The organism is Halorubrum shenae (genome assembly GCF_051194165.1).
Classification (GTDB): domain Archaea; phylum Halobacteriota; class Halobacteria; order Halobacteriales; family Haloferacaceae; genus Halorubrum.
On the sequence record NZ_JBLZNI010000001.1, the window covers coordinates 464,715 to 483,733 of the forward strand.

Here is a 19,019-nt window from a genome sequence, read left to right on the forward strand (position 1 = left end):
GGTCAGTCCGTCTCCGCGATCCGGTCCCGTATCGCGCCCGTCGCCGCGGCGGCGTGTCGGGCGTCTCGGTACCGCTCCTCGAACGCGACGCGCGCGCTCTCGGCCGCCTCGGGGTCGACCTCGAACGCGACGCCCTCGTAGGACACGTTCCAGAGCACCAGCGGCTCCGGCGGTGCGGGACCGACGCCGAGTTCGCCGGGGATCGGCTCGGACGCGAGCAGCCGGTCGATCAGGGACGGGTCCGCCGTGCCGCGGCCGACCGCGCGGATCGCAGCGACGAGCCGACGCACGAGCGCTCGCGGAAACCCGCCAGCACTCACCTCGACGACGAGGAGGTCGCCCTCGCGGGTCGCGGTCGCGGTCAGGTCCCGGACGGTCCCGGTCTCATCGCTCGTTAGGTTGTGGAAGTCGTGCCGGCCCGAAAACCGGGCGAGCGCGTCGTGGATGCGGTCGTCGTCGACGACGTGAGCGGGATCGTGAGCGTGATCTGGCCCCTCGTCACCGGCGGGCGCGTACAGGTGGTAGCGGTAGGTCCGCTGAACCGCGTCGTGAGTCGCGTGGAACCCCTCCGGGACGTCTGCGGCCGCCCACACCCGCACCGAGCCGGGCAGGTGTCCGTTGAACGCCCGCGGGGTGAGCCACTCGGGCGCCGCGAACGCGACCGTCTGTCCGACCGCGGAGACGCCGGCGTCCGTCCGCCCCGCGGCGGCGTACCCGGTCGGCGTCGCGTGCGTCGGTCCGTCGCCCCGGTCGAGGATCCCGTGTTCGGCGAGGGCCCGCAGGAGGGTCCCCCCGACGGTCGTCGCGTGGGGCTGGCGCTGGAAGCCGGCGTACTCGCGACCGTCGTACGCGACCCGAAACGCGCGGGTCACCGTCGGAGTTTCAGTCACTCCGCGTCGGCATCTTCCGCGTCTGCCGCCCCCTCCGCTCTGTCGGCCATCGGTACCGTAACGACCGGGACGGAAGAGACTCGCACGACCTTCTCGGTGACGCTGCCGAGGAGGACGCGCTGGATCCCGGACCGGGTGTGACTCGGCATCACGACGATGTCGGCACCCACGTCATCGATCATATTCTCGATGATATCGACGGGCTGGCCGCGGACGACGTTGCCGACCACCTCGATACCGTCCGCCTCGAGATCGGCTGTTACCGACTCAACGCGCTTCTCGGCGGCGTCCCCGATGCGCTCGGCGAAGGAGCCGGCCTGTGGGCCGCGCAGCGTTTGTGCGACCGTGTCGATCGCGGAGACGACGTACACGGTCGCGTCGTACCGCTCCGCGAGGCTCTTCGCGTGCGGGATCGCGTCGTTCGCCTCGCTACCCGGCGCCACAGGGAGGAGAATTTGGTCGTACATACGCGGGAATCCGCCCGCCGGGTGCAAAACGGTACCGGCGATCATGGTGCGGAACGTCGGTCTTCTGAAGCGGGCCGCTACAGCCCGAGCGCGTCGAGGAGATCGAAGCCGACCCCTGCGTAGCCGACGAGCTTGAACCCCAGACAGCGCGCCGACCGTGACGCCGACGACGAGCGCCGCGAGCGTCACCACGGACGTGGAACTCATGTCGGCGGTTCGGCGGCGTTGATTCTTAAGGGCGACGTTCCGGGCCGGTCCGGCGCGTTCGGCGGACCGCCCGTCGGCGGCTCCCCACGCCGCGGATGGGTAGGGTTTTCAGACGGGCGCCCCTCTACGGTCACATGGCACGAGACGTTTCCAATCCCGACAACCCGCAGGTGACGCTCCAGACGAATCACGGCGCCGTCGTCGTCGAGCTGTTCGCCGACCGCGCCCCGAAGACGGTCGAGAACTTCCTCGGATTAGCGCGCCACGACCCCGCCGCCGACGCGGACCCCGACCGCGACACGAACACGTGGGAAGACCCCGAGAGCGGCGAAGTTCGCGGCGACTCGCTGTACGAGGGCAACGTCTTCCACCGCGTCATCGAGGACTTCATGATTCAGGGCGGCGACCCGATGGAGAGCGGCCGCGGCGGCCCCGGCTACCAGTTCGACGACGAGTTCCACGACGACCTGACCCACGACGGCCCGGGTATCCTCTCGATGGCGAACTCCGGCCCGAACACGAACGGCTCGCAGTTCTTCATTACGCTGGACGCGACACCCCACCTCGACGGCAAGCACGCCGTCTTCGGGCAGGTCATCGACGGGATGGACGTGGTCGAGGAGATCGGTGCCGTCCCGACCGACCGTCAGGACGAGCCCCGTGACGCGGTGGAGATCGAGCAGGTCGCGGTCGACGAGTAGGACGTCGATCCGCGGAGTCGTTTATAAGTAATTGAAGCCGATTCCGGCGGTGGCTCTCTCCGAAGCCTCAACAACCGCCGTTACTCTGAGAAAAACCGGTGAGATTGCCATCTTCGCAGGTTTTTGCTTCAAATATAATATTAAATTAAAAAATAATAATATCGTGATACCGTTTTTGACGAGTCTATAACTATCAAGCATATATACGACTGTGGACACGCTGGGGACCCCCCAGTCTAACTATGACAGATGTAGACGACCCGGAGACGTACGCGGAACGGATCGCAGAATCGGTGAAAGAACAGGCGGAGGGTACTGGCGGTTCCCGTCGGAAGTTTTTGAGCCGCTCGGTGCTGGCCGGAGGGGCGTTACTCGCACTCGGTAGCGGCACGGGCCTCGCCTCGGAACACGACGATGACGACGACGACGAACTGGAGGCAATGTTCGACGACGTGCAGGGGACCGACATCGACGTGTTGAACTACGCGCTCACGCTGGAACACCTCGAAAACGCGTTTTATCGTGAGGCGCTAGAGATGTTCAGCGTGGACGATTTCGCGCGGGAGATGTACGATAAAAACCTCGACGACCTCAGCATGGAGACCGCCGAAACGGTCCAGATGACGTACGACTACGTCGAGGTGATCGGCGAACACGAGGCGACCCACGTCGACGTCCTCGCGGAGGCGATCACGCTGCTCGGTGGTGAGCCTAACCCCGAGGCCTCCTACGACTTCGGAGTCGACACGGTGGACGGGTTCCTCGCGACCGCTCAAGTGTTCGAGAACACGGGAGTCGCGGCCTACGCCGGTGCGGCGCCGTTCATCGAGAGCCCGGACCTCGCGAGTGCCGCGCTGTCGATCCACAGCGTCGAGGCGCGTCACGCCGCGTTCCTCAACCACGTCAACGGCGAGATCCCCTTCCCGAACGCGTTCGACTCGGCTCTCTCTCAGCAGGCCGTTCTCGACGCCGTCGGTCCGTTCATCGTGTCAGGTGACAACGACGACGACTAGTAGCGACAGACCGAGTGACGTCCTCCCACGGCCACGGCCGCTGTTTTTTCGCCCTGCAAATCACACAGCCTCGCTGCCCCCGCCCGCTCACACCACCAGATTCTCCAGCTCCTCGCCGGTGTCGAGCCGGTCGACGTTCTCCGCGAGGATGTCGGCGACGCGCTCGTAGTAGTGCGGGGTGTTGCCGGCGTTGTGCGGGGTGACCGTCACGTTACCGAGCCCCCACAGCGGGTGGTCCTCGGGGAGCGGCTCGGGGTCCGTCACGTCCAGCGCGGCCCCGCGGATGCGACTGTTGCGGAGCGCCGAGACGAGCGCGTCGGTGTCGACGATCGGGCCGCGCGCGATATTTATAACGACGGCGTCGGCCCGCATCGTCCGGAGCGCGTCGCCGTCGACGAGCCCGCGGGTCGTCTCCGTGAGCGGACACGCGAGGACGACGTACTCGGCGTCCGCGACCGCGTCGTGGAACTCGTCGAACCCGTACACCTCGTCGGTCGGACCCCCCTTCTCGGGGGAGTACCGGACCCCGACCGTGTCGACGTCGAACGGCTCCAGGCGATCGACGATCGCCGTGCCGATCGCACCGAGCCCGACGACGGCGACGGTCGAGCCGAACACCTCGGTCGTCTCGTAGGTCCGCCACTCCCGGCGCTCCTGCTGGCGGTGTGCGCGCGGCCACTGACGGGCGTGGGTGATCATCGACCCGAGGACGTGTTCGGCGATGTTCGGCTTGTGCACCCCCGAGGCGTTCGTCAGAGCGACGCCGCGGTCAGCGAGCGCGTCCCGGGGGAGGTGGCCGGTGCCGGCGAACACGCAGGCGAACAGCTCCAGGTTCTCGGCGACGTCCAGCAGCTCCTCGTCGATATAGAGCCCGACCGCGATCCGCGCGGTCTCCAGCAGTTCGCGTTCCTCCGCCGGCGTCCGCGCCAGCGCGACGGACCGGTCGGGGAGTCGCTCGCGGATCGCGGCGGCCAGCTCCGGGCCGCCCGAGCCGTGGATCGTCTGTCGCAACACGACGACGTCTGGGTCGCTCATGGCGCGGAGACTCGGCGCGATATATATAAAGGGTGTCCGTCTACGCCAGTGCCGCGTCGAACGCCCGCTGGAGGTCGGCCGTCATGTCGTCGACGTGCTCGATCCCCACCGACACCCGGATGAGGCCGTCGGTGAGCCCGGCCGCGAGGCGCTCCTCGCGGGGAATCGCGGCGTGAGTCATCGCCGCCGGCTGCTCGATCAGGCTCTCGACGCCGCCGAGCGACTCCGCGAGCGTGAACACGTCGGTCTCGCTGACGACGGTCGACGCCTGGTCGAGGGTGCCGTCGAACTCGAAGGAGAGCATCCCGCCGAACGCGTCCATCTGCTCCGCCGCGAGTTCGTGGTCCGGGTGGCTCTCCAGTCCGGGGTAGTAGACGCGGCTCACGTCGTCGTGGTCTTCGAGCCACTCGGCCAGCGCCATCGCGTTCTCGCAGTGGCGGTCCATCCGGACGGAGAGCGTCTTGGTCCCGCGCAACACGAGGAACGAGTCGAACGGACCGGGCGTCGCGCCCACCGAGTTCTGGTAGAAGCCGAGCCGCTCGTCGAGGTCGGCGTCGTCGACGATCAGCGCGCCGCCGATGGTGTCGGAGTGGCCGCCGAGGTATTTCGTCAGCGACTGCGAGACGATGTCCGCGCCGTGTTCGAGCGGGCGCTGGAGGTACGGCGTCGCGAACGTGTTGTCGACCGCACAGAGCGCGCCGGTGGCGTGGGCAATTTCGGCGAGCCCGCCGATGTCGTTGACGTTCATAAGGGGGTTCGTCGGCGTCTCGACCCACACCAGCTCCGTCTCCTCTCGCATCGCGTCCCGGACCGCGTCGTGGTCGGTCGTGTCCACGAAAGAGGTCTCGATGTCGTACTGCTCGTACACCTGCGTGAGAATGCGGTGAGTCCCGCCGTACACGTCGTCGCCGGCGACGACGTGGTCGCCCGCCTCGAGCAGATTGAGGACGGTGTTTATCGCGCCCATGCCGGAGGAGAAACAGCGCGCGTGGCTCCCCGACTCCAGCGAGGCGAGGTTGGCCTCGAGGTCGGTCCGCGTCGGGTTTCCGGTCCGGCTGTACTCGTAGCCGCGGTGGTCGCCCGGTCCGTCCTGTTTATACGTGGAGTTCGCGTGGATCGGGGTCATCAGCGCGCCCGTCTCCGGGTCGGGCTCCTGTCCGGCGTGGATCGCACGGGTCTCGAAGCGATGGTCGTCGGCGTCGCCGTCGCGAGAGTCGTCGCGCTCGTGGAGGTCACCGTCATCGCCGGCGTCGGATCGGTCGCTCATACCCAATTCTCGACGCCGAGGGGAGTGATTCTTTCCCTTCCGAGGCGGGAGGGGGAACGGGAAACGACGAGCGAAGCCGCTGGCGATGCGGGTGTTGTGAGAAGTGCTCGGTCAGGGATTTGAACCCTGGTCGTCGGCTGTCTTCCAAACCGGCGCGCCGTCGCGCCGCGTCTGTCGAAAGGCCAACATGATTGGCCGGACTACACCAACCGAGCGCAATCATGACTAATGACGCATCCAATTTAACTCTTCTTAACTCGCGGCACCGTGGGAGGCGTCGCCAGGGTCCGGTCTCCCGGTTCGAGCGCGGTCGGCGACCGCTGGTTGAAACGTTAACGTGCGGGTTGATAGGCCGCCGTGCGCTTCGTGTTACGTATGCCGAGAGTAATGCGGGACGGCGTCTCTATCCACTACGCCGCCGACGGAACGAGCGACAGCCCGACGGTACTCCTGTTGGAGGGGTTGGGATACGGTCGCTGGATGTGGCGGTGGCTGACAGAGGACCTCGCCGACGAGTACGAAGTGGTCCGGCCGGATAACCGAGGTACCGGCGATTCAGACGTCCCTGAGGGGCCGTACACGATCGACGAGATGGCCGCCGACGCGCGGGCAGTCCTCGACGACCACGGGGTCGATCGGGTCCACGTCTGCGGGGCGTCGATGGGTGGGATGATCGCGCAGGAGCTCGCGCTCGCCGACGACCGGGTCGCATCGCTGACGCTGCTGTGTACCTCGCCGGGGGGCGAAGCGGCGCCCGAGATGCCGGCGGACGTCCGAGAGCACATCTTCTCCGCGCCCGACGACCTCGGCGCGCGCGAGCGGATCCGGTACCTGATGGAGCCCGCCGTGACCGACGGGTTCTACGAGCGCGAGCCGGACCTCGTCGACCGGATCGTCGACTGGCGGCTCGCGGGCGACGCGACGCCGAGCGGCCGGGAGGCGCAGGCCGGGGCGGTGGTCGCGTTCGACGCGACCGACCGGCTCGACGGGATTTCGATCCCGACGCTCGTTCTCCACGGCACCGGCGACCGGGTGCTTCCGGTGGGGAACGCTGATCTCCTCGCCGAACACCTGCCGCACGCGACGGTCGAGCGGATTGAGGGCGGCCCGCACCTCTTTTTCATCGAACGACGGGACGAGATCGACAACCGGATCCGGTCGTTCCTCGACGAGGTCGCCTGACATGGAGGGGAACGATCCGCGGGCGACCGGAGTGACCGCCGACCCCGGACCGCATCCACACGCCGATCGGGGGTACGACTGGGTGGGGTCGCTGTCGGCGCGACGCGCCCGCCTCTCGCCGGACCGCGTCGCCGTTACGGACACCGCGGCGGGCGAGGAGTACACCTACGCCGAACTCGACGAGCGCGCCAACCGCACCGTGCGGTTCCTCCGCGATGCGGGCGTTTCGAAGGGCGACCGCGTCGCGGTCGTCTCGCGGAACCGGGTGGAGCTCGTCGACCTGTTCTTCGCGACCGGGAAGATCGGCGCGGTACTCGCTCCGCTGTCTCATCGGCTCGCCGAGCGAGAGCTGGCCGCGGTCCTCGGCGACGTCAACCCCGCGCTGCTGATGGTCGAGACACCCTTCGAGGGCGACGTGGTCGACGCCTTGGAGCGCGCCGACGCGGAGCCTCCGGTCCGGGCGATCCCCTCCGACGAGGACAACGCCTGGCGACCCTACACCGCCGACCTGCCCGCTGACGGGTCGCCGGTCGAAACGGTGAACGTGTCGCTTGCCGACCCTCGCCTCTTCCTCCACACCGGCGGGTCAACCGGGATCCCGAAAGAGACCGTGATAAGCCACGGCGCGGTCCACTGGAACGGGTACAACACCATCACCGCGTGGGGGCTCCGCGAGGACGACGTGACCCCGATGGTGTTCCCGATGTTCCACACTGGCGGCTGGAACGTGTTGACGGTGCCGTTCTTCCAGATGGGCGCGCGGATCTTGTTGAGCCCCGAAGTCGACCCGGGTCGCGTCCTCGCTGATGTCGAGCGCGAGGGCGCGACGACGCTCGTGGCGGTTCCCGCCGTCCTTCGGATGATGGCCCGTCACGAGGAGTGGGGGGCGACGGACCTCTCGACGCTCCGGTTCGTCAAGAGCGGCGGCGGGCCCTGCCGTGAGAGCGTGATCGACGCGTGGCGCGACCGCGGCGTCGAAATCTCACAGGGGTACGGGCTCACGGAGTGCGGCCCGAACAACTTCGCGATGCCCGACGGCTTCCCGGAAGCGAAGACGAAGAGCGTCGGGGTGCCTGCCCTCGCGGTCGACGCGAGGGTGGTCGACGAGGACGGTCCGGTGCCGGACGGGACGGTCGGAGAGTTGGAACTCGCCGGGCCGGCGGCCGCGGACGGGTATTGGAACAACGACGAGGAGACGGCAGCGACGTTCGGTGACTGGGTCTCGACGGGCGATCTGGCCCGCGTCGACGGCGACGGCTACTACCACATCGAGGGGCGGAAAAAGAACATGTTCGTCTCCGGCGGGGAGAACGTCTACCCGCCCCGCGTCGAGGACGCACTCACGGACCACCCGGGGATCGAGGAGGCCGTGGTGATCGGCGTCCCGAGCGAGGAGTGGGGGACCATCGGCAAGGCGGTTCTCGTGGGCGACGAGTCGCTGACCCTCGACGACGTGCGATCGCATCTCGCCTCTCGCGTCGCGCGGTTCGCGGTACCGAAGGAACTGGCATTTGTCGACGAAATGCCAACGTCTGGCCCGTCCAAGATTGATCGGACGGCGCTGAAAGAGCGGTTCGGCGAGTGACGTGCGTTGGAAAGTTCTCTAAGGAATAACCATTATATATGTAGGAGCCAAGGTCAGTCCATGATCGACGTCACGATGGATATGGAGCAGTTCGACTGCCCGTTCATCGACACCTCCGCCGATCACGACGTCGGCTTCTCCGCGATGCACTGGCAGCTCGACACGGCGGCCGAGCAGCTTGAGACGCGGCTGCTCGTCGAGTCCCCCGACCGCTACGAGCTTGGCGAGGGGCTTTCGACGCTCCGCGACCACGAGAACATGGCGGAGTACAAGCTGTTCTCCAAGCGGGATGGCACCGCGATCATCCGGACCGTCATCGAGGAAACGAACGCGATGTCGACGATCACCGACCACGGCGGCTACATCACCGGGCCCTTCCGAATCGCGGACGGCTCCGAGCAGTGGCAGGTCGGGTTCGACGACGAGACGACGATAGAGGCGGCGCTTCACGACCTCGAGAAGGGCAACGAGTTCGTCGTCGAAGACCGGTCGGAGCCGTCGATGGACTCGCTGTTCGACACCATGCGCAACGCGAACGCGGCGTCGACGATGTTGGACGCCTGTCGCGACCTCACCGACGTCGAGCGCGACACCATCGAGACGGCGGCCGATCGGGGCTACTTCGAGTCGCCCCGTGAGGCGACGCTGTCGACGCTTGCAGACGAGTTCGACGTGTCGACCGCGGCGGTTTCGAAGAACATGCGCCGCGGCGAGAAGAAGCTGCTCCGCAGCGTCGTGCAGGCACTCGACCGAATCAACTGAGCCAGGCCGAACGGTCGGAACCCGTCAGATCCACGCTGCTTGTTAACATCTTAACTCGCCCTCTTTTGTCGGTAGGTCCACACCGATATAGGTATGCGAGACGCAACCACACGGCGATCGTATCTGCGACGAACTGGTGCCGCGGCCGGAGGAGTCGGGTTGGCCGGCCTCGCCGGCTGTTCGGGGAACGGCGGAGACGGTGGGGACGGGGGAGACGGTACCGACGGCGGCGGAGGCGGTAGCGACGGGGGAGACGGTACCGACGGCGGCGGAGATGGCGGTGACCTCTCCGGAGAGACGATCCGAATCGGGGCCCTCCAGCCGACCTCCGGCGACCTCCAATACTACGGACAGATCAGCTTGATGGGCTTTTACTCCGGGCTGGCGTACAAACACGACACGGACCCGATCGAAGAACTCACGCCCGGGACGTACACGGTAGAGCCGGCGGACGGTCCGACCTACGAGATCATCGTCGAGGACACCCAGTTCAGCCCGGACACCGCACAAAACGTCGCGACTACCCTCGTGCTCGACGAGGAGGTCGACGTCCTCTTCGGGGGGACATCCTCGGACAGCGCGCGCCGGATCATCGACACCGTCGTCGACGAGTCGGAGGTGCCGTACCTCATCGGCCCGGCGGCCGACGCCGGCATCACCGTGAGCGACGAGTACTGTCACCCGCTGGCGTTCCGCGCGAGCGAGCACACGGCGATGGACGCGCGGGCGGGCGGCACGTACGTCGCCGAGAACTTCGACATCGACACGGTCGCGATCTTCGCGTCCGACAACGCGTTCGGGCAGAGCGTCGCGAGCAACTACGCTCAAGTCCTCGAGGGCCAAGGGGTCGAGGTGTTGGAGCCGCGGTTCGTTGAGGTCGGCTACTCCGAGTTCGACGGCCTCTTCGACGAGGCGGTCTCCAACGGCGCGTCAGGCGTCGTCGGCGGGTTCACGGCGGCGACGCTGCCGCAGTTCCTCACCTCGGCGATATCCTTCGACGTCCAAGTGTTCGGCGGGTTCGCAGCGCTGCTGACGACCCAGCTCATCGGTGGCACCATCGAGTCGGCGCTCGGCGAGGACTTCACCGAGCAGGACATCCGTGACGCCGGGCTCGGGCCATTCACCAGCCGGTACCACTGGAACCAGTACGAGAATCCGATCAACGAGGCGTTCCGGGAAATGCACATCGACACGTACGATATCGTCCCCGACCTGTTCAGCTCCGGGACGTTCACGGCCGCCTCCGCGCTCTCCCAGGCCGTCACGGAGGCCGGCTCCACCGACGGCGCGGACATCGCGGAGGCGATGCGCGGGATGACGGTCGCAGACACCCCCAAAGGAGCCGACGGCTACACCTTCCAAGGGCACAACAATCAGGCGGCCTCTCAGATGACCGTCGCGTGGCCCGTCCCGACCAGCGACGAGTACGCCGAGACGTGGGGCGCGCCGATCATGCCGGGCGAGCCGCTCGAACGGATCGATGCCGATGACGTGATGGTCCCCGAAGAAGACGCCAGCTGCTCGCTGTAATGCTGCTCGAAACCGACGGCTTGACCAAGCGGTTCGGCGGGATCACCGCCGTCGACGCCGTCGACTTCGCGCTGGAGGCGGGCGAACTCTGCTCGCTGATCGGTCCGAACGGCGCCGGGAAGACGACGTTCTTCAACCTCCTCACCGGGGTGTTGGAGCCGTCCAGCGGAGCGATCCGGTTCGCACCGGCAGGAGGGGACGGCGGACCGAACGCCGGCGCCCGCGACATCACCGACGCGTCGCCCCACGAGACGGCGCTCGCGGGGATCCACCGCTCGTACCAGATCACGAACCTCTTTCCGACGCTTACGGTGCTGGAAAACGTCCGAATCGCGGCGCAGGCGGCACGGGGCGGCGACGCTTGGAAGCTCTGGCGCAACGTGCGGTCGTTCGACGCGCATTACGAGGAGGCACACGGCGTCTTGGAGCGCATCGGGCTCGCCGACAAAGCAGAGGCCGTCGCGGAGAACCTCAGCCACGGCGAAAAGCGCAGCCTCGAAGTCGGCGTCGCGCTCGCCGGCGACCCCGACCTCCTCCTGCTCGACGAGCCGACGGCCGGCGTCTCCAGCGAGGGCGTCGACGACGTGGTCGCGCTGATCGAAGACGTGGCCGCCGACCACTCCGTCATGTTGATCGAGCACAACATGGAGGTCGTCATGGGCATCTCCGACCGCATCGCCGTGCTCCACCGCGGCGAGCTCATCGCCGACGGCCCACCGGAGTCGGTCCGTGACGACGAGGCGGTCCAAGAGGCGTACCTCGGTGGGTACGGTCGAGAAGGCGACGAGACCGACGCCGACACGAACAACGAGGCCGGCGACGGGTCCCCGGCCGCCACAGACGGAGGAGTCTCGCTCGGCGTCCCACCTCACGGGGGTGGTCGTCGGTGAGCCTGCTGGAACTCGACGGCGTCCACACCTACTACGGCGAGAGCCACATCCTCCAGGGGCTCGACCTCTCGGTCGAGGCGGGCGAGATCGTCGCGCTCGTCGGTCGCAACGGAGTCGGAAAGACGACGACGCTCCGGACTGCACTCGGGTTGACCCCGCCGCGTCGGGGGACGGTCCAGTTCAAAAGCGAGGACGTGACCGGCGTCGAACCGCATGTCATCGCCGGTCGCGGGATGGGATGGGTCCCGGAGGATCGTCGAGTGTTTGCACACCTTACGGTCGCCGAGAACCTCCGGGTCGCCGCGCACACCGCGGCCGACCCCGGCGCCCGCCTCGACGAGGCGTACGAGCTGTTCCCGGCCTTAGAGCGGTTCGCGGACAAGGAGGCCGGCGACCTCAGCGGCGGCCAACAGCAGATGCTCGCGATCGCCCGCGGAATGCTCGGCGACAACGACCTGCTGTTAGTCGACGAGCCCAGCGAGGGGCTCGCGCCGCAGATCGTCTCTGACGTGGTCGAGGCGCTGCGGGCCGCCTCCGCCGACACGACGATGGTATTGGTCGAACAGAACTTCCGGCTCGCAATGGACCTCGCCGACCGGTTCTACCTCGTCGACCACGGCGTCGTCGTCGAGGAGGGCGACACCGCGGGCGTCACGAGCGACGACGAGCGTATCCGGAGGTACCTCACGGCATGACGGGGGGAACATCGGTCGCGCTCGGTGTCGCGGACTCGGCCGCGTTGCTCTCGACGGGCGGCGGGTTCGAGGGCGTCCGAACCGCCGCGCGCGTTCTGGTCGAGGGGCTCGGCAAGGGGGCCGTCTACTTCACCATCGCGGTGGGGCTCACCCTCGTGTTCGGGCTAATGGGAGTCCTCAACTTCGCGCACGGCGCGGTCACGATGGTCGGCGCGTACCTCGGGGGGCTCGTACTCGTGTTAGTCGTCGGCTCCGGGACGGGAACGCTCGCGACGATTGGCATCTTCTTCGCTGCGATGGCGATCGTGTTCGCGGTCGCGACCGCGGCCGGGAGCGTCATCGAACTGAAACTCATCCGGCCGATCTACGACCGAACGCCGACCTACCAGATCTTGCTCACGTTCGGCGTCTCGCTGATCATCGAGGAGGTCGTCCGGATCGCGTTGACTGTCCGGGGCATCCAGCCTGACCCGCAGTGGCAGGCGCCGATGGGAACCGCCCCCGACGTGTTGCTCCGGCGGGCCGACGTGCTCGGCGTCTCGATCCGCCCCCTGTACCTGTTCGAGATCCTCATCGGTGCGGTCGTACTCGTCGCCGTCTGGCTGTTCCTCACGAAGACGCTGTACGGGCTCTACATCCGGGCCGGCAGCGAGGACACGGAGATGGTACAAGCGCTCGGGATCGACGTCCGGCGGGCGTTCACCGTCGTCTTCGGGATCGGAACCGGCCTCGCGGCCGTCGGCGGCGTCCTGCTGATGTGGGACCCGATCTGGGGGCCGAGCGTCCTGTTGAGCATCGACGTGCTCCTGTACGCGTTCGTGGTCGTGATCATCGGCGGGCTCGGGAGCTTCCGGGGCACCGTCGTCGCCGCGGGGATCGTCGGGATCGCCGACTCGGTGACGACGTGGCTGTTCACCACCGGTGTCGTCACGTTCTCGGGCCTCTCCGAGGTGACGATCTTCCTGCTACTGGTGGGCATGCTAATCGTCCGTCCGCAGGGGCTCTACGGCGTCGAGGAGGTGGGTGGCCATTAGCGACCCCGACTCCCCCGTCGACGAGGCGGGGACTGACGCCGAGAGCGACCGTGGAGGCCCGAACGCCGAGAGCGACCGTGGAACCGCCGACACCACGACCGATCGCACCGTCGGTCTCGCCGATGCGGTGCGCGACTACGCGGTCCATCTCGCGGTGGCGCTGGCGTTCCTGCTGTACCCGCCCGTCAACGGCGCGTTGCTGTCGTCGCCGTTGGCCTCCGAGACGGAGGCGTTCCTCCCGGGAATCACGTTCATGATCGTCGTGTTGTACATGGGGTTGTTCGCGATGAGCTTCGACTTCATCAGCGGGTACACCGGCTACCTTTCCTTCGGCCACGCCGCCTTCTTCGGTACCGGGGCGTACTTCGTCGTGCTCGCTGCGAACGGCCAGATTCCGGGGATCCCAGGCGGGACGCCGTTCATGATCACGCTCCTGCTCGGCGCGGTGCTCGCCGGAGTGGTGGCGCTGGTGATCGGCTCCGTCTCCTTCCGGCTCACCGGAGTTTACTTCGCGATGATCACGCTCGGGTTCGCACAGGTGATCTACGAGCTGATCCGGTCGTGGGGGTACGTCTCCTCGAACCCCCGGGAGGGCGCCACCATAAGCGGCGACGGGCTGGCGATCGGCGTCCCGTACGTCGACGCCCTGAGTCTCCGGGTCGGCCGGCTCACCGGCGACAGCGTCCAGAACTTGCTCGGGCTCGGGATCGACGTGTCGGCGACGGTCGTTTCCTACTACGCGCTCGGGGTCGTCGTCTTCGTCTCGTACTTTGCCATGCAGCGGATCCTTCACTCGCCGTTCGGGCGGGTGATGGTCGCGATCCGCGAGAACGAGGAGCGCGCCCGGGCCGTCGGTTACCCGACCTACTGGTTCAAGATGGCCGCGTTCGCGATCAGCGGCTTCTTCGGGGCGATCGCCGGCGGCATCTTCGCGGCCTACGCCCGGTCGGTCTCGCCGGACAACTCGTACTTCTTCCTCGTCACCGCCGACGCCCTGATCACCACGATCATCGGCGGGTTCGGCACGCTGGCGGGGCCGCTGTACGGGACGGCGTTCCACCAGTGGCTCGAAGACGTGCTCTCGACCGAGAGCGGCGGGCTGGCGACGTACCTACGCGAGGGGCTGCCCGAGGCGGTCCTCGACGCGGAGCTGTTCGGCGTCAGCATCGAACTGTTCGTCAACACCGCCGTCGACGGTCGAGCGCCGCTCTACCTCGGGATCGTCTTCGTGCTGTTCGTGCTGTTCGTCCCGAACGGTATCTTGGGGACGGTTCGGGATCGGCTCGGCGGAACGGTCGGAAAGCGGCTTCCGGAGCGGCTACGGAGGTACCGCCGATGACGGTCGGACTCACCGGGCTCGGGACGTACGTTCCGTCCGACACCATCACCGGCGCGGAGATCGCCGAGATCAGCGGGATCCCGGAAACGGTCGTCGTCGAGAAGATGGGCGTCGTCGAGAAGCGCGTCTGCCCGCCCGACGACGACCACGCGACGGACATGGCCGAGAAGGCGGCCGTCGAGGCGCTCGACGACGCGGGGGTGGCGCCCGAAGCCGTTGACCTTCTCTTATACCACGGCTCGGAGTACAAAGATCACGTCGTGTGGTCGGTCGCGGCCGCGATCGCGGAGGCGATCGGCGCCGAGAACGCCTACGCCACCGAGAGCTACACGCTCTGTGCAGGCGCGCCGATCGCGCTCCGGCAGGCGACGGCCCAGCTCCGAGTCGAGGAGGCCGATACCGCGCTGCTCGTGTCCGCGAGCCGCGAGGAGGACCTAGTCGACTACGAGGACGAGGACGCGTCGTTCATGTTCAACTTCGGGAGCGGCGCGAGCGCGTTCGTCGTGGAGTCGGACCCGGGCGACCGCGCCCGGGCGACCGTCCACGCGAGCGCCGCCGAGACCGACGGCTCCTTCGCCGGTGACGTGGTGATGCCCGCCGGCGGCTCGAAGCGCCCGGCGACCGAGGAGACGGTCCGAAAGGGGCTCCACACCCTCAGCGTGCCCGACCCGGACGGGATGAAAGAACGACTGGCCCCCGTTTCGCTGCCGGCGTTTTGCTCGGTCGCGGACGCGGCGCTGGATCGATCGGGATTCGAGCGCGACGACCTCGACTTCGTCGCACTCACCCATATGAAGCGGTCGTTTCACGAGCGCGTACTCTCGGAACTCGGGCTCGATCCCGAGCGCGACGGCTACTACCTCGACGAGTACGGCCACGTCCAGAGCGTCGATCAGGCGCTCGCCGTCGAGGAGGGGTTGGCCGACGGTCGGCTCGCCGCCGGCGACCTCGTCTGCTTCCTCGCCGCCGGGACCGGGTACACGTGGGCGGCGACGGTACTCCGGTGGCACGGATGACCGATTTATAAGCGAGCGTGTCGGGAGCGGTCCTTCGGTCTCGGCTCTAGATCCCGAGCCAACACGCCTCGTTGACCGAGAGCCGTGGTACCGTGACGTTCGGAAGCGTTATCCGGCGGAAGGGTGTACGTTTGATTGCAATGGCAAACGGAAAAGTTGATTTCTTCAACGATACTGGCGGCTACGGTTTCATTTCGACTGACGACGGCGATCTCGACGACGGCGAAGACGTGTTCTTCCACATGGAGGATGTTGGCGGCCCGGACCTCGAAGAAGGTCAGGAGATCGAGTTCGACATCGAATCGTCCCCCAAGGGACCCCGCGCGACGAACCTCGTCCGCAACTAACGACTACTTCTGCCCTCGTTTGTAGCGATGGCCGGAAATCTGTTCTCTCAGACGCTTGTACGGTTAGTCAGTTCTCTCAGCCTGTGTTGTACGTAGTACAGCCGTCTGCTGAGACCGGATACACGACGTCGACGGATTTGTCGTCTCTCGTCAGCCGGTCACTGGTTTCCGTGCGCCAGCGACAGCACCGTCGCCTCCCCGTCGAGAACGCGCTGGTCGCGCGCGTCGACGAACGCCTCGGTCCGCACACCGAGCCGATCGCCGTCCAGTTCTTCGATCACCTCGACCGCGGCCCTGACGGTCTCGTCGGGCCGGACCGGGTCCTCGAACGTGAGGTCCTGCTGGAGATAGACGATGTCACCCGGAAGCGACGCGAGCGCTGCCGAAACGGCCGCGGCGGCGATCATTCCGTGCGCGACCCGGCCGCCAAACATCGTCTCCGCGGCGTACGATTCGTCGAGGTGGATCGGGTTCTCGTCGCCGGAGAGCGACGCGAACGCGTCGATCGTCTCCGCCGTGACTTCTACCTCGTGTGACGCCGCCTCGCCGAGGGTTGCGACTGGCATGGATCGTGAGTCGGTCGCCGGCGGCCTCAACCCCGGGGTTCACCCTCGAACGTCGGTGGCGTGATACCGATTGGTCAGTAGACTATATATCTCTATATAAATCGGCTATTTCTGGCTTCTTGAGTTGCGTTCGTGAGAGAGGGTAGCCCTACAATCTGTTAAAAAGCGGTCTGTTGCTATCTTGAGCCCCTCGTACGTGAGTATATATTTCGAATAGATTTAAGGGAGCAGGTGTGTCATACTGTGATATGGAGACGAGGAAGGTGCAAGTCACCGGCGGTTCGACGTACACGGTCTCGATTCCGAAGACGTGGGCGACCGACAACGATGTCGAGGCTGGAACGGAGATCGAGTTCCACCCCGACGGCGACTCGCTGTTCCTCACGCCGCGCTCCGAGGAGGAGCGCACTCGCGGGACGCTCGACGTCACCGATCTGTCGGGACGGGCGCTCACTCGGGCGGTGACGACGATGTACGTCAGCGGGTTCGACGTGATCGAACTCGAAGGTGGCGAGATAACCACCGAGCAACGGTCGACGATCCGCGAGGCGGTCCAGAGTCTCGTCGGGCTGGAGGTGTTAGAGGAGACCCGCGACCGAGTCGTCGTACAGGACCTACTCGACTCCTCGGAGCTATCGATCCACAACGCGGTCACGCGGATGCGGCTGATCTCGCTGTCGATGCTCGAAGACGCCATTACGGCGCTCTCCGAGCGCGACCACGACCTCGCGACGGACGTGATCGGGCGTGACGACGACCTCGACCGACTCTGGCTCGTCGTCTCGCGGATCTTCCGAGCGACCCTCCGGACGCCGAAGGCGGCGGAGGAGCTCGGACTCCCCCGCGAGGAGTGTTTCGACTACCACTCCAGCGCTCGCCAGCTGGAGCGGATCGGCGACCACGCGACGAAGATCGCCCATCTGACGCTCAACATCGACGAGCCCCTCCCCGACGACGTCGTTGCGGCGGTCAGCGACCTCCACGACGACGCGGTTGAAGTGGTCGACACCGCGATGGACGCGCTGTTCAACGATGACAGCGACGAGGCGACCCGCCTCGCAAACGAGGCGCGCACCGGCGTCCGGGCGATCGACGAGCGAGTGCGCGCCATCGACGAGCTGCTCCGCGATCTTGACCCCACCCGCGCACAGCTGCTCGGGCTGGTCGTCGACTCCGTGCTCCGCTCGGCCGACTACGGCGGGAACATCGCGGAGACGGCGCTGCAGAAGGCCGCGCCGACGCCGTGAGGCTCGGCTCCGTGAGGCGGCCCGACCGCCGAACCGTCGGCATCGCGTTCGCGGCGCTGCTTCTCGTCGGCGCGCTCGTGGCGGGCGGTGCGGGGGTCTACTTCGCAATCGGGCTCGGTCCCGACGAGAGCGCGGTCGATGCGGTCGAGTCCGCGGAGGGCGTGACCGTCGAGCGGCTCGACGGCGCGGTCGTGGTCCGGAGTGGTCCGGTGACCGCAGAGACAGAGGGACTGATCTACTACCCCGGCGCGCGGGTGAACTCCGAGAGCTACGTCCCGACCGCCGCGGAGACGGTCGCGGGGAGAGACGCGGCGGTCGTGATCGTCGACGTGCCGCTGAATCTGGCCGTGTTGGGTCCGAACCGCGCCGACGACGCTCGGGAGGCGCTCCCGGCGATCGAGTCGTGGTCGGTCGGCGGCCACTCGCTCGGCGGGGCGATGGCCTGCCGGTACGCCGGAGACAACGCCGACGAGCTGTCGGGGTTCGTCCTTCACGCCTCGTACTGCGACCGCGACGTCTCCGGCAGCGGGCTCCGCATCCTTTCGGTGCTGGGCGCGGCCGACGGCGTGATCGACGCCGAGCGCGAGCGCGAGAGCCGCGCGAATCTCCCGCCAGACGCCCGGGTCGTCGAGCTCGACGGGGTCAACCACGCCGGGTTCGGCGCGTACGGGCCACAGCGCGGCGACCGGGCGGTGGCGACCGAACCGGCCGCGATGCGCGAGCGCGTCGGCAACGTCACCGGCGAGTGGCTCGCCGCGTGAGCGGGTTTTTTGAGCGTCGCCGTCGGACGGATCGGTATGCCAGAGATCGAACTCGGCGTGCCGAGAGGAGTCGTCGAGTCGCTACCCGAGGAGGACGGAACCGCCGAGCAAGACATGCGGCGAGCGATCGTCGGGATCCAGTCCCGGCTGAACGACGAAATTGAGGGCGCGGAGCCCGCGGAGGCGGCCGAGGTCGTCGCCGACGCGGTCGAGCGCATGGAAGCGCAGGCGAGTACGTACCACGAGTTCGTCCCGGAGCTGCGCGCGTGGGGCCAGTCGCCGATCTACGCCATCGCGTGGCGGAACCTCTACGTGGAGCTCATCGGCCAGCTGTACGAACACGAGTGGCTCGGCGACGACCTCGATCGCGAACGTAACTTCCGGCTCGTCGAAGACGGGATCCGGCTGTCCGATCTGTAGGCGTCGCGACGCCGACGGTTTCCGGTGTCGCCCGTTTTTAAGCCGCCGCGGCCCGATACCCCCGT

General features: G+C 67.2%; 20 protein-coding genes and 1 tRNA gene. 15 read left to right on the forward strand and 6 right to left on the reverse strand.

Features of this window, described 5'->3' with window-relative positions; translation table 11 throughout:
* Nucleotides 1–2: 2 nt before the first annotated feature.
* The gene (gene truA, locus ACNS88_RS02480; RefSeq protein WP_435093576.1) at nt 3–890 is read right to left on the reverse strand and encodes a tRNA pseudouridine(38-40) synthase TruA; all 888 of its coding nucleotides are present in this window, start codon (nt 888–890) and stop codon (nt 3–5) included.
* Nucleotides 887–1,357, reverse strand: coding sequence for a universal stress protein (locus ACNS88_RS02485; protein WP_435093578.1), 471 nt, complete (start codon nt 1,355–1,357; stop codon nt 887–889). The genes truA and ACNS88_RS02485 overlap by 4 nt, the downstream gene beginning before the upstream one ends.
* 341 nt (nt 1,358–1,698) lie before the next feature.
* On the opposite strand from ACNS88_RS02485, the gene ACNS88_RS02490 reads away from it, so the two are divergent.
* On the forward strand, nt 1,699–2,265 hold the full coding sequence (locus ACNS88_RS02490) for a peptidylprolyl isomerase (RefSeq protein WP_435093580.1): 567 nt from the start codon (nt 1,699–1,701) through the stop codon (nt 2,263–2,265).
* 242 nt (nt 2,266–2,507) lie between these two features.
* A complete protein-coding gene (locus ACNS88_RS02495) occupies nt 2,508–3,278 on the forward strand; it encodes a ferritin-like domain-containing protein (RefSeq protein WP_435093582.1) in 771 nt (256 codons plus the stop codon).
* 87 nt (nt 3,279–3,365) lie between these two features.
* On the opposite strand, the gene ACNS88_RS02500 is transcribed toward ACNS88_RS02495, so the two are convergent.
* From ACNS88_RS02500 to ACNS88_RS02510, 3 genes are all read right to left on the reverse strand, one after another.
* Nucleotides 3,366–4,313, reverse strand: a complete 948-nt coding sequence (locus ACNS88_RS02500) for a D-2-hydroxyacid dehydrogenase (protein ID WP_435093584.1) — start codon at nt 4,311–4,313, stop codon at nt 3,366–3,368.
* A gap of 40 nt (nt 4,314–4,353) precedes the next feature.
* Complete coding sequence (locus ACNS88_RS02505; RefSeq protein WP_435093586.1) at nt 4,354–5,580, reverse strand: cystathionine gamma-synthase; 1,227 nt, start codon at nt 5,578–5,580, stop codon at nt 4,354–4,356.
* Nucleotides 5,581–5,684: 104 nt separating this feature from the next.
* Nucleotides 5,685–5,795, reverse strand: a tRNA-Glu gene (locus ACNS88_RS02510).
* Nucleotides 5,796–5,955: 160 nt separating this feature from the next.
* Between ACNS88_RS02510 and ACNS88_RS02515 the strand changes: the two genes are divergently transcribed.
* From ACNS88_RS02515 to ACNS88_RS02560, 10 genes are all read left to right on the forward strand, one after another.
* Nucleotides 5,956–6,762 carry an alpha/beta fold hydrolase gene (locus ACNS88_RS02515; RefSeq protein ID WP_435093588.1) on the forward strand — a complete coding sequence of 269 codons (807 nt, stop codon included), beginning with the start codon at nt 5,956–5,958 and terminating at the stop codon, nt 6,760–6,762.
* 1 nt (nt 6,763) lies between these two features.
* Complete coding sequence (locus ACNS88_RS02520; RefSeq protein WP_435093590.1) at nt 6,764–8,347, forward strand: AMP-binding protein; 1,584 nt, start codon at nt 6,764–6,766, stop codon at nt 8,345–8,347.
* 60 nt (nt 8,348–8,407) lie between these two features.
* Nucleotides 8,408–9,109 (forward strand): helix-turn-helix domain-containing protein, encoded by a 702-nt coding sequence (locus ACNS88_RS02525; protein WP_435093592.1) that lies wholly within the window; start codon nt 8,408–8,410, stop codon nt 9,107–9,109.
* 93 nt (nt 9,110–9,202) lie between these two features.
* Complete coding sequence (locus ACNS88_RS02530; protein WP_435093594.1) at nt 9,203–10,639, forward strand: ABC transporter substrate-binding protein; 1,437 nt, start codon at nt 9,203–9,205, stop codon at nt 10,637–10,639.
* Nucleotides 10,639–11,529, forward strand: a complete 891-nt coding sequence (locus ACNS88_RS02535) for an ABC transporter ATP-binding protein (RefSeq protein WP_435093598.1) — start codon at nt 10,639–10,641, stop codon at nt 11,527–11,529. The genes ACNS88_RS02530 and ACNS88_RS02535 overlap by 1 nt, the downstream gene beginning before the upstream one ends.
* Nucleotides 11,526–12,224 carry an ABC transporter ATP-binding protein gene (locus tag ACNS88_RS02540; RefSeq protein ID WP_435093600.1) on the forward strand — a complete coding sequence of 233 codons (699 nt, stop codon included), beginning with the start codon at nt 11,526–11,528 and terminating at the stop codon, nt 12,222–12,224. Before ACNS88_RS02535 ends, ACNS88_RS02540 begins: the two co-directional genes overlap by 4 nt.
* On the forward strand, nt 12,221–13,258 hold the full coding sequence (locus tag ACNS88_RS02545; RefSeq protein ID WP_435093601.1) for a branched-chain amino acid ABC transporter permease: 1,038 nt from the start codon (nt 12,221–12,223) through the stop codon (nt 13,256–13,258). The genes ACNS88_RS02540 and ACNS88_RS02545 overlap by 4 nt, the downstream gene beginning before the upstream one ends.
* 154 nt (nt 13,259–13,412) lie before the next feature.
* Nucleotides 13,413–14,597: a branched-chain amino acid ABC transporter permease gene (locus ACNS88_RS02550; RefSeq protein WP_435093647.1), complete on the forward strand. Its 1,185-nt coding sequence runs from the start codon at nt 13,413–13,415 to the stop codon at nt 14,595–14,597.
* Nucleotides 14,594–15,613, forward strand: coding sequence for a 3-oxoacyl-ACP synthase (locus ACNS88_RS02555; RefSeq protein WP_435093602.1), 1,020 nt, complete (start codon nt 14,594–14,596; stop codon nt 15,611–15,613). Before ACNS88_RS02550 ends, ACNS88_RS02555 begins: the two co-directional genes overlap by 4 nt.
* Nucleotides 15,614–15,753: 140 nt before the next feature.
* A complete protein-coding gene (locus ACNS88_RS02560) occupies nt 15,754–15,960 on the forward strand; it encodes a cold-shock protein (protein WP_435093603.1) in 207 nt (68 codons plus the stop codon).
* A 158-nt stretch (nt 15,961–16,118) separates the two neighbouring features.
* On the opposite strand, the gene ACNS88_RS02565 is transcribed toward ACNS88_RS02560, so the two are convergent.
* A complete protein-coding gene (locus tag ACNS88_RS02565; protein ID WP_435093604.1) occupies nt 16,119–16,526 on the reverse strand; it encodes a MaoC/PaaZ C-terminal domain-containing protein in 408 nt (135 codons plus the stop codon).
* 248 nt (nt 16,527–16,774) lie between these two features.
* On the opposite strand from ACNS88_RS02565, the gene ACNS88_RS02570 reads away from it, so the two are divergent.
* Genes ACNS88_RS02570 through ACNS88_RS02580 form a run of 3 tightly spaced genes read left to right on the forward strand, consistent with a single transcriptional unit; the run spans nt 16,775 to nt 18,954 of the window.
* A complete protein-coding gene (locus ACNS88_RS02570) occupies nt 16,775–17,773 on the forward strand; it encodes a PhoU domain-containing protein (protein WP_435093605.1) in 999 nt (332 codons plus the stop codon).
* Between the two features lie 11 nt (nt 17,774–17,784).
* Nucleotides 17,785–18,534, forward strand: a complete 750-nt coding sequence (locus tag ACNS88_RS02575) for an alpha/beta hydrolase (protein ID WP_435093606.1) — start codon at nt 17,785–17,787, stop codon at nt 18,532–18,534.
* Between the two features lie 36 nt (nt 18,535–18,570).
* Nucleotides 18,571–18,954 carry a DUF7971 family protein gene (locus ACNS88_RS02580; RefSeq protein WP_435093607.1) on the forward strand — a complete coding sequence of 128 codons (384 nt, stop codon included), beginning with the start codon at nt 18,571–18,573 and terminating at the stop codon, nt 18,952–18,954.
* Nucleotides 18,955–19,019 lie beyond the last annotated feature (65 nt).

Excerpts from the sequence above, each read along its gene's own strand:
- ACNS88_RS02485 (WP_435093578.1), bottom strand. The coding sequence starts at position 1,357 with ATGTACGACCAAATTCTCCTCCCTGTGGCGCCGGGTAGCGAGGCGAAC.
- ACNS88_RS02490 (WP_435093580.1), top strand. The coding sequence starts at position 1,699 with ATGGCACGAGACGTTTCCAATCCCGACAACCCGCAGGTGACGCTCCAG.
- ACNS88_RS02495 (WP_435093582.1), top strand. The coding sequence starts at position 2,508 with ATGACAGATGTAGACGACCCGGAGACGTACGCGGAACGGATCGCAGAA.
- ACNS88_RS02500 (WP_435093584.1), bottom strand. The coding sequence starts at position 4,313 with ATGAGCGACCCAGACGTCGTCGTGTTGCGACAGACGATCCACGGCTCG.
- ACNS88_RS02505 (WP_435093586.1), bottom strand. The coding sequence starts at position 5,580 with ATGAGCGACCGATCCGACGCCGGCGATGACGGTGACCTCCACGAGCGC.
- ACNS88_RS02515 (WP_435093588.1), top strand. The coding sequence starts at position 5,956 with ATGCCGAGAGTAATGCGGGACGGCGTCTCTATCCACTACGCCGCCGAC.
- ACNS88_RS02520 (WP_435093590.1), top strand. The coding sequence starts at position 6,764 with ATGGAGGGGAACGATCCGCGGGCGACCGGAGTGACCGCCGACCCCGGA.
- ACNS88_RS02525 (WP_435093592.1), top strand. The coding sequence starts at position 8,408 with ATGATCGACGTCACGATGGATATGGAGCAGTTCGACTGCCCGTTCATC.
- ACNS88_RS02530 (WP_435093594.1), top strand. The coding sequence starts at position 9,203 with ATGCGAGACGCAACCACACGGCGATCGTATCTGCGACGAACTGGTGCC.
- ACNS88_RS02535 (WP_435093598.1), top strand. The coding sequence starts at position 10,639 with ATGCTGCTCGAAACCGACGGCTTGACCAAGCGGTTCGGCGGGATCACC.
- ACNS88_RS02545 (WP_435093601.1), top strand. The coding sequence starts at position 12,221 with ATGACGGGGGGAACATCGGTCGCGCTCGGTGTCGCGGACTCGGCCGCG.
- ACNS88_RS02555 (WP_435093602.1), top strand. The coding sequence starts at position 14,594 with ATGACGGTCGGACTCACCGGGCTCGGGACGTACGTTCCGTCCGACACC.
- ACNS88_RS02560 (WP_435093603.1), top strand. The coding sequence starts at position 15,754 with ATGGCAAACGGAAAAGTTGATTTCTTCAACGATACTGGCGGCTACGGT.
- ACNS88_RS02565 (WP_435093604.1), bottom strand. The coding sequence starts at position 16,526 with ATGCCAGTCGCAACCCTCGGCGAGGCGGCGTCACACGAGGTAGAAGTC.
- ACNS88_RS02570 (WP_435093605.1), top strand. The coding sequence starts at position 16,775 with ATGGAGACGAGGAAGGTGCAAGTCACCGGCGGTTCGACGTACACGGTC.
- ACNS88_RS02580 (WP_435093607.1), top strand. The coding sequence starts at position 18,571 with ATGCCAGAGATCGAACTCGGCGTGCCGAGAGGAGTCGTCGAGTCGCTA.